Origin of the sequence: Alteromonas sp. CNT1-28 (assembly GCF_022348345.1) — a bacterium.
Lineage (GTDB): Bacteria > Pseudomonadota > Gammaproteobacteria > Enterobacterales > Alteromonadaceae > Alteromonas > Alteromonas macleodii.
Window position 1 is genome coordinate 1 of the sequence record NZ_JAKREZ010000059.1, and the last position, 11709, is coordinate 11709.

6 protein-coding genes and 2 pseudogenes are annotated in these 11709 nt (G+C 41.2%); 2 read left to right on the forward strand and 6 right to left on the reverse strand.

What is annotated here, in order from left to right; genetic code table 11:
* Positions 1 to 518: 518 nt before the first annotated feature.
* From MHN02_RS20725 to MHN02_RS20740, 4 genes and pseudogenes are all read right to left on the reverse strand, one after another.
* Positions 519 to 1214 (reverse strand): RHS repeat-associated core domain-containing protein, encoded by a 696-nt coding sequence (locus MHN02_RS20725; protein WP_232379167.1) that lies wholly within the window; start codon positions 1212 to 1214, stop codon positions 519 to 521.
* Positions 1215 to 1728: 514 nt separating this feature from the next.
* Positions 1729 to 2400: pseudogene (locus MHN02_RS20730) on the reverse strand (RHS repeat-associated core domain-containing protein); the annotation flags it as partial.
* Positions 2401 to 2604: 204 nt separating this feature from the next.
* Positions 2605 to 2829 carry a tyrosine-type recombinase/integrase gene (locus MHN02_RS20735; protein ID WP_269749289.1) on the reverse strand — a complete coding sequence of 75 codons (225 nt, stop codon included), beginning with the start codon at positions 2827 to 2829 and terminating at the stop codon, positions 2605 to 2607.
* A complete protein-coding gene (locus tag MHN02_RS20740; RefSeq protein ID WP_155279873.1) occupies positions 2813 to 2950 on the reverse strand; it encodes a hypothetical protein in 138 nt (45 codons plus the stop codon). The genes MHN02_RS20735 and MHN02_RS20740 overlap by 17 nt, the downstream gene beginning before the upstream one ends.
* 1586 nt (positions 2951 to 4536) lie before the next feature.
* Between MHN02_RS20740 and MHN02_RS20745 the strand changes: the two genes are divergently transcribed.
* Positions 4537 to 4683, forward strand: a complete 147-nt coding sequence (locus MHN02_RS20745) for a hypothetical protein (protein WP_158297410.1) — start codon at positions 4537 to 4539, stop codon at positions 4681 to 4683.
* Between the two features lie 205 nt (positions 4684 to 4888).
* On the opposite strand, the gene MHN02_RS20750 is transcribed toward MHN02_RS20745, so the two are convergent.
* Together MHN02_RS20750 and MHN02_RS20755 are read right to left on the reverse strand one after the other, a co-directional pair.
* On the reverse strand, positions 4889 to 5401 hold the full coding sequence (locus MHN02_RS20750) for a hypothetical protein (RefSeq protein WP_039227563.1): 513 nt from the start codon (positions 5399 to 5401) through the stop codon (positions 4889 to 4891).
* Positions 5398 to 10053, reverse strand: coding sequence for an RHS repeat-associated core domain-containing protein (locus MHN02_RS20755; protein ID WP_080986477.1), 4656 nt, complete (start codon positions 10051 to 10053; stop codon positions 5398 to 5400). Before MHN02_RS20755 ends, MHN02_RS20750 begins: the two co-directional genes overlap by 4 nt.
* Positions 10054 to 11066: 1013 nt before the next feature.
* Between MHN02_RS20755 and MHN02_RS20760 the strand changes: the two are divergent.
* A pseudogene (locus tag MHN02_RS20760) lies at positions 11067 to 11709 on the forward strand (IS110 family transposase); the annotation flags it as partial.

The following is an 11709-nucleotide window of genomic DNA, read 5'->3' on the forward strand; positions in this document are numbered from 1 at the left end:
CCTTGCCATTCGGATTATCTTCCCCTCAGTCAGGGTGATTCAGGTTTCTTTCAACCTGACGGGTTTGCCAGCTTCGCTGGGCAAACAAAAAAGCCCCGCGAGTGCGAGGCGATTAGAGTGGATTCAAAGTTTAGAAGCGTCTAATGTGAATTTAACTTTGAAAATATAGTTAAAATAACCAAAATAACGAATGGGACAATCCAAACGAATGAGTAAGCCACAAATGTCACATTTGCTAGCAATAGCACTGTGTTAATCGACACAACTATCAAAACAAATATTAATAAACTCTTCGACAATCTAAGATGTGAAACACAAATAGAAAAATCTTTTAGGAAGATGTAGTTAACGCCCATTACTAGCGGAATCAAGCTAATCCATATGGCAGTAGCTACGCCTTTTTCTATTACAAAAGCAATAAAAGCCAAAATGTAAATACACAAAAGACCTACTAGTTTTGTCTTGTCCAACAAAAACTTCGCCAATACCTGTTGGTGATTGTACGTTATCTCGTTCAATTAACACTCTCCAGAAACTTTACAACCTGTATTAACTGCGGTCGAAGCAGCGTTAGAGGCTGCTACACCTGCGGTAGATGCTGCTTGAATTGGAGCATTAGTAACAGCTTCTCTTGCAGCGTTAGCTCGATTAACTTGAGCATTTCTAGGGTTAGGCTTACCGGAAGCTATTCGCTCTAACCTGTTTGCTGCCTTTTCATTTAACTTATGTGAAGCAGAATTTGTTACGCTTGCAGATGCAGTATCACCAGCTGCTTTACCCAATGTTTGTCCAGCAATTACATCAACAGCAACACCAGTTAAAGTAACATCTTGGCCTTTAAGCGCAGCACTTCCCGCACTTATAGATGCGTCAGCAGCGACGTTACCAACTAGCTGCGCTGCTTTGCCTAGTTTAGCAATGTTGTTTGCCAAACCAACCCCTAACGCACCAGCTCCAGCAGATACTGCTACTGACTTAAAATCAAAACTATCTTGATTACCAGTGGCAATTAGTACTCCCTGTGCTACTGCATCCAACGCTCCACCGATAACCGCACCTAGAAGAAATTCTCCATTCGGATCGGTATATTTATATGGATTATTATTCACATATAAATATCTGTTGAAAGACATCACTGGGTTGGCAGCAGTATACCCAACAGGATCATTCGAATAAAACCGCCCGATAACTGGATCATAGTATCGTGCCTGCATATAAATTTATCGACACTACGAGCCATAGTGCACTATCAATAAAACATAATTGATCCAGTGTCTTAGCAGTATAGCTTAATTCTTGAAGTCAGTTGGTTAGAGGGCAAAAAAACAAAGCCCCGCGAGTGCGAGGCGATTGAGTTGGATTCAATTCGAGAAGAATGCTCCCGCAGCAAATTCTACTTGTAGTTTCCGATGTATATAGGTAGAAAAAATGCAACGAGAAACAGTATCAATCCGACTAGTAGTAGCAGCCTGCAAATACTAGCTTTCTTAATTAATTCGTCGTCATCAAGTAACCTATACTTTCCCTGTAATATATACATTACGAATTTATTCGAATTTGTAATCGTATTATTTTTAACGAAACCAACTTCTCCCAAGCTTTTATATGCTTCAATATGTCTTTGCTTAAGAATCTTGGTTACCTGTTTGAAACTAATAGAATAGAAAATAGTTACAGGAAACAAGCAAACGCATACTAATAGCCAAAGTGATTCTAAGCTTTCCATCATTAATTCGCCTTCTCTAATACTCTCGTTTTGACACCACCTGCTTTAGAGCTAACGCTAAAACCCGCTACAGGTCCAGCATGCACAGTTACGCCTAAGGAAGGTGTCCATTGGATAGTTGCTCCTCCACCTAGACCACTTCCTCCCATTACAGTTGTGGATGTTACTGGCCCAGTGGCATTTGCGTCAGGCTTAACTACAGTGAAGTTAGCAGTAGCGCTAACAGAAGCTCCGTATGCCGTCCCCGTTAAAGAGCCTTCAAGTTCTACGCCCTGTCCATCCAATGTTTGAGAATCTGCTGTTGTACTGGCAGTTACACCTAGCCCATGACCTGCCGTTCCAGAAGCGGTTACACTAGTTCGGCTAGCCAACTCACTACCAACAGTATCTACCGATTGGTTTACAGTGTCGATTCCAGACTGAACGGTTTCGGTTGCTTGGTTGGCACTGTCGAAACCAAATGCATTCGCAAGTACTTGACCGAGATCTGGCATCTCAACTTCCATTTCAGGACTCATCCCTGTTGGGTCAGTAAATTTATAAGGATTGTTATTAGCGTATGCATAGCGGTTAAAGCCTTGGATATTTCCTTGACTTAGGAAAGTTGCAGCGTTCACCGGATCATTCGAATAGAACCGACCTATGACTGGATCATAGTATCGTGCCTGCATATAAAATAATCCGAAATACGAACCAGAGTATTTTCATGCACTTAGGTGAGGTTTTTATGGTGGCGAGAACTCAGCTTCCGTGGCTATTTATAAAAGAACAACATCCATATCTGAATACAATTAAGTTAACATTTATAGGTTAAATTGCAACCAACTCTTAATGGTCAGAGCCACTGAAAAAGCGGTGCAAGAACACCGCTTATTAAGTTAGTTAAAGATAGTTTGGTCGCTCAATGCGGAAGGATGGGACTTTCCGTAAACTTCAGCCAGTTTTGAGCGCGAAACATGTGTATAGATTTGCGTAGTGGATATGTCAGCATGACCTAACATTTCTTGTACATGGCGCAGGTCAGCACCATTATCTAACATGGTAGTCGCAGTAGCGTGGCGAAATAGGTAGCAAGAGCCATTGCGCTTAATACCTGCCATCATCACTTTCGTCACCATCATTCAGCAGATATAGCGTATGGAGAGCTTTCAGGACATCGAAACGATTATGACCAGCGGCTATGAGTATTTTTACTTCACTCAGGTAATCATCATAGGTTTTCATAGTCACCCCTTCTTTTGGCTCCAATAATATAAGTTCTGTGCAACTTCTCATCTAAGGCTTCGTAAATATACAATTTAGGTTATATCTTTTGTTGTTTCCTGCTAACGAAGAGTCGTCATTGTGAGCAGATGTCTTCTAGCCCTGAGGAGGAGCCAGTCGAGCCAGGATAAGATATAACGAATTTTAGGTTACTTCGGTCTTTGGAGAAGTAGCTAAACTTTGCAAACAGTGTTTAGCAAGTCTTTCGCAACGTAGTCGGCCTGCAAAACCATGAAGCTCCCAATGTCGAACAACGGCTTTTATGGTAAATACCTTTTCTCCCCCGATTAGCCTCATAATGCGTTAGCTCATTGCCGGAAACCCGTGGTTGGTTCCATTTTCGAACATACCACGCTGTTATACCTTCTCTGGAATTGCCCGTCCGCCAGTAATAAGCTTAATGCGAAAGCGCGACAAGACGAGATGATACTAAGCGCATCTGGCTGCATGGTCTGTCTAATTATAGCGAATTCGCTATAATTAAAATCAAAGGCATCCCAAAGAGAAGTGAATGGATAACATTCAAGTCTTTGTCCTCAGCGGCACAGTAGCGACATTTGTCGGTTTCATCAGCAAGCTCCAATTTGCAAAGCAGCAGGCCAGAATCGGTGATTAGCTTCCAAGAATTTTGGGAAAGTTTTTCCTCGCTGATACCACTGATAGTTATATTTGCCGTGATCGTCGCAGGCGCGATGTACATCTTGCGTCACCCTGAGAAATTATGAGTGCGTACTAGGTTACGCTGCTTGTATTGCTTATTGTTGTTACCCAAGCGGGGTAACTTTGGCCCAAGCTTGTCGATGTGATGATTAATACTGCTAAGAAGGAATATGCAATAAGTGCATATTCCTTCTTAGCGCAGGTTGAGATGTTGTATTTTATGCAACAACTCGCTGCACACCCTAACGGAAGAATACAATGCTCGAAGAAGCCATTTTTTTATTGCCTTTAGCGGTGATGGTAGGTGCCACGATGTATGTCATAAAATACAAGAAGCGAGGTAAAGGGTAGTTCACTGGCTCCTAACGCGACGGATTAAAAGCGCTAGCACTCAGATAACGCCGATGGCGACAGACAAACTGATAAGGGGGGACGTATTCATTAACCCCCCTCATTCACAGAAAGCATTTAGAAGATATTAGGATGCAGCCGTTATCCCCATTCATCGCGAAAGTCGCCGTTATCGTCCTGGTGCTTAGCGCCATCTATTTCATTGCGTAAAACCTCAACAAATAATGCTTACTACGGTTTTTTCTCTTCGCGTGGCCTTTTATCGAAATGCTCACGCAGCTTTACCCACCTTCGCATATTTTTACGCACCTGAGCACGCTCCTGCTCACGTTGTGTCAGGTCACTATACTGGTACTCTTTCATAATTTTGCCACCTTGTTCTCTGGGCTTAAAAAGCCGCTTAATTAGTCATAATGAAAGTTTCATATTGATAAAGTCATAATGATACTTTCATTATGCGTTTTTTCTAATGTATTGGCCGCCTCGCGATTACGCTTCTATACTAACTTTACTTCCATTACAAAGATATTCCCGACATGCAAGAAGAAGAGGCTGAAAAAATACTGAAAGCCGCAGAGGAAGCGTGTTTCGATGCGATATTCGAGATTCATAAAGTTGCCCGCAGACACAATACCTCTATTGTAGTTGAAGTTGGCGGAGTCCCCGTCGAAAAAAACCTTTGACAGACAAAGAACTTAGCGCTCAACAGGCCAAAACCAGGAAAAGCAGATCTGGCTAAGTTTCCCAGAATTAGAGCCATGGTGGATGGTCAATGAGCATTGGTAACAACCTTAACCAGCATTCCGAAATTAAAAAAGCCCCACCATCGAAGGGCGGGGCTTTAGATTCAAAAATCAATGCATTTACTCTACGAAGTAGAGTGCCATCTCAAGAAATACTATAAAGATTTTCTATGAAAGACTTAAATTGTGAGTCTGCCTCAGGAAATGCTTGGTAAGCCAATTCGACATCTAAATACGATTCCTTAATCGCTTCTCTAACAGAGTTTTCAAAAACTAAACACCAATATTCATCATTAAACCAGCCACACCATCTTAAGCTATGATCAAAAACGTAAAACGAGATCATCTCATTACTTGAGCAAAAATGTAAATAGTCTTGCCAAGTAGCGCGTATTTTCTCATTGAGCCTGACTGTTTTTCCAGAAGACTTATAAACTCTTTCGAAATCCTCAGCAACAATTAGTTCATCACTTTCAGAACACTTAGACAATTTCAGAAGCGTCTCTTCAAACACACTTTCCGACATCCAGTTTTCGTCACCTTTACGATTGATGAAACCAACTGTACTTCTTTCTCTACGAACCACTGGAAAATTAGCAGGTTGAATTAACTCATCATTTATTGATTCTATCAGTTTGTTAATTTTATCTAGCGTCAAGAACTTTTTTCCTCTGGGTATCTAATCTTAATTTCAGTTTTACCATTGGGTTTTTGTACTTCTAAAGTTGGTGTTCCTTGCGGATAAGAGTCGCCACCTCCACTAGGATGAACATTCACTTTTCTTCCACTGCCGTCTCCAAGTTCGCCTCCTTGGCGGCTACCATCTGGTGATGACCATTCCGTACCTTCTGCAATCGGCAAACTCCCTAGGTCTCCAAGTGCGCCTTCAGCACCTCCAACTCCTTCTAATTGCCCTTTCTCTCCTGCTTCACCTTTGGCTGGTGACTTTCCATCTGTAATTCCATCAACTGGGTCAGCCGATTCATTGTGAAGCACTGCAAATGCCGCATTAGCCAGATGAGCAGACAGTGTTTTCCCAGTCAAAGCTCTGGTTGCAGAGTTTATACCGTTTCCAATACTCTGACCAATTCGCCACCCACCTTTTACAGCTAAAGCAGGATTCTCTCCATTGGGGTCAGTATATTTGTAAGGATTGTTATTAGCGTATGCATATCGGTTGAAGCCATGTATTCCCCCAGTTCCGCCTAAATGTTCCAGCGTACCAACCGGATCATTCGAATAGAAACGACCTATGACTGGATCATAGTATCGTGCCTGCATATAAGTTAGCCCAATGCTTTTATCGTGCTTATGGCCAGTATATCCAATCTCGTTTTCGCCAGAACTCGCATTCGTTTTCCCCCATTCCAGTCCGAATGGAGCATAACGAAGCCTTCTAACTAAGTTTCCGCTGTTATCAGTCTTTCCAGCAGAAGTTCCTAATATATCTGGGTGGATAAATGTAACTGCTCCAGCTCCCTGGTGTGCAACAAGTTGTGAGCCTAAATAGTAATTCTCTCTATTTGAACCATTTATCTTCTCATAGATAATTTGACCAAACATAGAGTAAAAAGAATAGCGAGTTCCTTCACTATCACTCGCTTTTACACGCTTTCCGTGGCCATCATAAACATAGCTATTCCCATTAGCATTAACCATTTCATTTGCTAAATTATAGGTGAAACTGTTAAAGCCATTGTTGGTAACATTTCCTCGGTCGTCATAACTAAAATCATAGCCTCTCATACCACTGGTTGATTGAAGCTGTTTACTTGAGTTATAGGCATAGTTAATGGTGCCCGCAATCGAATCTAGTTTCGTAATATTTCCCATTGTGTCGTAGTTCAGGTCACCAATGAGAGAATTACTACCATTTCTAATATTATCTAAGCGGTCTAACCCATCGTAGGTAAATCTTAAATCGTATGTATTTGATTGTTTATCATCCCAATAGGTAATGTTGCCATTAGCATCATAGGTGTATTGGTTGTAAACTATGTTATTACTTCCACAGGCACTTCGTTGTACTTTAGGTAGTCCAGAATTGTATAAAGATAAGCTGTTGATACAACCATTCTTCAGTTTTATTGACTTGTACTGACCATTAGCGTGGAATGAAATATTGCTCGCGAAAGAACCTACATTTTTAGGTTGCCCTAGGGCATTAGGGTTGTACCAAAGTCTTCCACCACCAGGGTAGCGCACGTTTAGTTTATTCCCATAATCATCGTACGCATAGGATACTGTCCAATCGACAGAGTCCAACCGCAAACGCTCGCTAGTCAGGAGGTTAAGATCGTTATAATTGTAATTTTGAGTTACGTCGCCATGGACTAGCTCTTTAAGATTACTATTCTTATCATAAGTAAAAAGCTTGCTGCTGGTACCATCGCCATACTCTACTTTTCGGACATTCCCCAAATTGTCATATGAAAGAGTCGTTTTTTCACTGTTGTAAACGTTGGAGTCGCAACTTGTAGTAGAGGTACTCACAGAGTCTCCAGATGCGGTCCAACTCAATTGGCCGATTGCATCGTACACGTAAGCGCTGCGCCCAATATCGTTGCGCACTGTTTTACACAGTTGCTGATAGGTATCATACACCCTATATTCAGTAAGACCGCCTTGATTGATACTCGTGAGATTGCCATATATATTATAATTTAATGTAGTGATAACACCATGCGGGGCACTAATTTGCGTTGCGACACTTTGCTCTGGTGAACCATAAGCAAGAAAAGAAGTGGTTGTTGTGTTCCCTTCATTGTCATTTACCTGCACTCTATTATTTGAGAGGTAGCTATAACTAATGCTTCCTGATGTAGTATTATCATCAGCCCTTATCAACCTTCCCAACCCATCATATTGGTTCACTACACCGTATGGGGTACTGTGGAGAGAGTGTGGTTTACTTTGATAAGTTAAGCGGTTGAAAGCATCATAACCCTGTCTGGTGTAACGCTTACTAGAGCTAATAGATTTGTCTCTTTCTCGACTCACGATGGGACGTAGGAGACCATCAAAGTAGGTAATCTTTTCGTAGTTTCCTTTTGTTACCGTTTGCTTTAAATAGCCTGCACTTAGATAACTAAAGCCCTCGTTACTTGTAGTCGTAGAGTAACTAATAGAAGTGTCGTACCACGAGCTATTACACGGCGATACCAAATCAGTCCTACCCATCGAGTCATGAGAGTAAGTAATACATTCTCCCAAGAAGTCAGTTTTTTTCGTTATCCACCCGTTGTTATCTACGACTCGGTACGCGTACTGACTTGAGGTCGAGAGACTTTGGGGGGTCCGTATGGTCTGCGCAATACCTCGTTTATAGTTGCTAAACTCAACCCAACGATTAGTACCATTATGACGAACTATTTTTGGAAGCCCTTTTTGAGAGCCTGAGGTATGGTAGCTCTCATTACGCTTGTACCACCGACCATATGCATAGTGGTAATTTGGCAATGATTTATATACACCAGAAGCGCTATGATAAGTTGTTTTCTGTGTTTCTTTGTAGCTACTGCCATTACTAGAAACTAGGGTTCTACTCGGCAAACCAATAAGCCAATTACGGGTATCATGATAAAAATAGTTTTTTGTATACCGCTTCGAACTCTTATAGTTATTAGACTCCGTTGTAAGAAGCGGATAACCATATTTATCGAACCCCGAATAAATAGTTGTATATATATCGTTACCATAATCAAGGTAATTTGTTATTACACTTTTTTCTAGAAGTACCCGATGGTCATCCTTCTCGGTGTTAGAGAGAGTATTACCCAAAAAGCTGCCGATTTTTTCTCCGCCTTTCCAATAAATTAGAGTTTTAGAAAGTAAAGTAGAATTTGAACCAAAGTTTTCAATCTTTTGAGTTTTTCCTTCTTTCCAATCGAATGTTCGGAAAAGTGTTTCTACTTGTCGACTTCCATCTGGCTTCAATATTGTAGTGGTTTTGGTTGGAAGAATACTGCTGGAATTATTATCTTCAAAAGCACCTTCGTTTTCAGAGTATGAATAGCTCCAGCTATATTCCATCCCATTTAAGGAGGGCTTGATTACCTTTTCTGTAAGAGACATATAGTGAGTATTGGGATAAAACAGCCTTTTGCCTGTTGGGGCGTGGACGGCAAGTGGCACCTTAGTTCGACCATGAAGCGTTTCCTTTACTTTGAAGAGTGCTGTAGCTCCATTAGGGTGCTTCATATTAGCGACACCGACCTCTGTTACGCTATCAGTTCTTGAAGGAAACTTGTCAAAATCCGAAAAATCGTATTCCCAAAAAGTACCATCCGGTCTGATTACTCTTTTTAATTCGCTATTACTATACTCATAGCTCCATTTGCGCCCATTTGCGGTTATTGATGAAACCTCTGTCCCTGAATATTCAAAGGTAACAATAACACCGTCAGAGCTTTGAATTTTTTTTATGAATCCCGATTCATAGGTATAAGAAATGGAATTATCAAATCTATCTGTTATTTTAGTAACTAGAAGGTGGGCGGTCGACATGCCTCTAGGTACGCTGCCCATTTTGGGCGCGTAAGTTAATTGTCCAAATTCGTATTTCGTTCCATTAGGTGCTGTTGCAACGTACTTATCATTGGCGCAACTCACGTGCCAATTTGACTCCGATATAAATAGCGAACTATCTGGCTCCGAAATATTTCCTATAGACCTTAATAGCAAGCTATTTGAATCAACACCTCCTAGAAAAGGGCCATTTGGAGCATCTGATGCTTCCCCTCCTCCAATATACTTAGATGCATTCCAAAGCCACGAACACGTGTCAGGACCTATAAAATAGTTACCCGCTGATGGTCCGTAGAGCCGAGGTAAGTCCAAAGCCCAATCCCCAAAAATTTTATAGTCTATAACACGTGACCGAACTCTCTTAATTTCTATAGGCATACCTGAATTGGTATTAATTAAAATATCGGTATTTTTAAAAGATACTTCACCAGTATAAGGGTCATAAACATCCCCCATAATTGATGTTGCAGTTTGTGCTGGACTATCTAAAGATGTATCAAATAATTCTTTAGAACTGAAGGCATATTCTTGAGGTGTATCATCTCCAGGACCACCTCCTGACGGAGGTAATGCCATGATGGATGCATTGGGTGCTTTTTTGCTAGCTAGTAAAGTTGAATCGGATGCTTCTGAACTTTTTGAAACAAGCGCATTATTGAAAGACAACGTAGCATTTTCTGTGTCAATAACTGCTTTTGTATCAATCGCCTCAGCCTTACTATAAGAACTAATTGAAAAATGCAGTATCACTACCATTGAAAAATATAAAAATCTACTAGACATACCTTTCCTTGTAATTATTCTCTTCCTTTAAAATCTTGGGAACATTTTCAAAATGCCCTAATAGACCGTAAACACAATGCAAACCAATGTAAAGAAAATGAGATAAACAACCCGCAAATAGTTGGTTCATAGTATAAAATTGAGAAATTGATTACACTCTAGCGCGTAAAATTCCATACTATTAAGCAGGTTTTGCTATCAAAAATTTCAATAATGAAACCTGTATATCGGACGTAAAACACTCTTTTCATTCATTTGCTAACCCATTCCAATTAGTCGACTATTTAGATTCGATCTAATCATCCCCCCCTGAATTCGCCCACCCCAGTTGTTTAGTAATAGACACCCTAAAGGCGGCTTTATATACACTTCTGCCGTTTGATTACATCGAAATGCTTTATAACTCTAGATTCAAGCCTGATCGATTCAAAAAAACTCTCCTATTCAATTTGAAGTCACACCGTACCGAATTTGCTTTGTTATGTTCCCGCTTGTTTGTTCTGTATATAGCTTCTTCAAAGCCAATATCGCCTATCGCGATTAAACTCTGGCTTCGCTTCGTATTAACTAATAGGTTTGTTAGTATGCTACATGAGAGTTACCTATTTTGTTTTGATTAAAGATTCAACACTTAATTGCTGGTATACCACTCCATCTCGTGGTTGCGCGCTTTGATAGATACTCTCTACGCATAGCGCGCTTCTTACTGAAGCCATTAGATGCTATTTGCATGCTACTTTTGCCGTAGCGACCGTTGATTGCATCAACAACGTGCATCAGCCCGGCATTATCTTATGAGGGTTTAAATAAATTTCCTTGAAAGTGGGTTTGCGGTCGTATATCCAGCATCCAGCGACGTGCAGGCTACGCTCCCTAAAAGAACTAAAATAAAGAGAAATTTCATCTGACATCCACTTGAAACATAGACACAATGACTCCCTGTGAAATGCTAGCCTCCGCATTTTCGTGGGTTAGCTGAAAGCCAGTGCCATAATTAGTTTGCTTAAGACTAAATCACGCATAAAGAGTTTCATGAGGTTGCTTATTGTGAAGAACAGCATGGGGCTGTGCCTGTTCATTATGGCCGTATTTCCTCGTCTAAGGTCAGTGTGAAAAAGCTGTGTCGTCAGTTTGAATCTAAATATCCCGGTGCGACACTGCACGTGGTTTATGAAGCTGGACCGTGTGGTTATTGGATATATCGCCTTATTACCAGTCTAGGACACTGTTGCTATGTCGTAGCTCCGTCTCTTATTCCAAAAAAGCCGGGAGAGCGAATTAAAACTGACCGTCGAGATGCGCTTAAGCTCGTTAGGTCATTAAAGTCTGAAGACCTTACACCCAGAAGCCGCAATGAAAGATTTAAAAGAAGCCAAGTACCAGCTTAAAGCGTTACTCTTGCGCAACAATATTCGTTATGAAGGTACAGCCAATTGGTCGAAGAAACACCTTCGCTGGCTCACTGAATTAATATTGCCTCATCAAGCCCAGCAAATAGTCTTGCAGGAGCAACTACAAACTATAGAAGAGCGCATCCGGCGACTGGAAAGGCTCGACATGAGTTAACCCACCATGTGCACCAATGGCGTTATTATCCGGTGGTGAAAGCCGTTCAGGCGATGCGCGGTGTTCGATTGCTCGTTGCTGTTGGCGTGG

Coding starts and splice junctions, on each gene's coding strand:
- MHN02_RS20725 (WP_232379167.1), bottom strand. CDS start 1,214: ATGCAGGCACGATACTATGATCCAGTTATCGGGCGGTTTTATTCGAAT.
- MHN02_RS20755 (WP_080986477.1), bottom strand. CDS start 10,053: ATGTCTAGTAGATTTTTATATTTTTCAATGGTAGTGATACTGCATTTT.
- MHN02_RS20740 (WP_155279873.1), bottom strand. CDS start 2,950: ATGAAAACCTATGATGATTACCTGAGTGAAGTAAAAATACTCATAGCC.
- MHN02_RS20735 (WP_269749289.1), bottom strand. CDS start 2,829: ATGATGGCAGGTATTAAGCGCAATGGCTCTTGCTACCTATTTCGCCAC.
- MHN02_RS20745 (WP_158297410.1), top strand. CDS start 4,537: ATGCAAGAAGAAGAGGCTGAAAAAATACTGAAAGCCGCAGAGGAAGCG.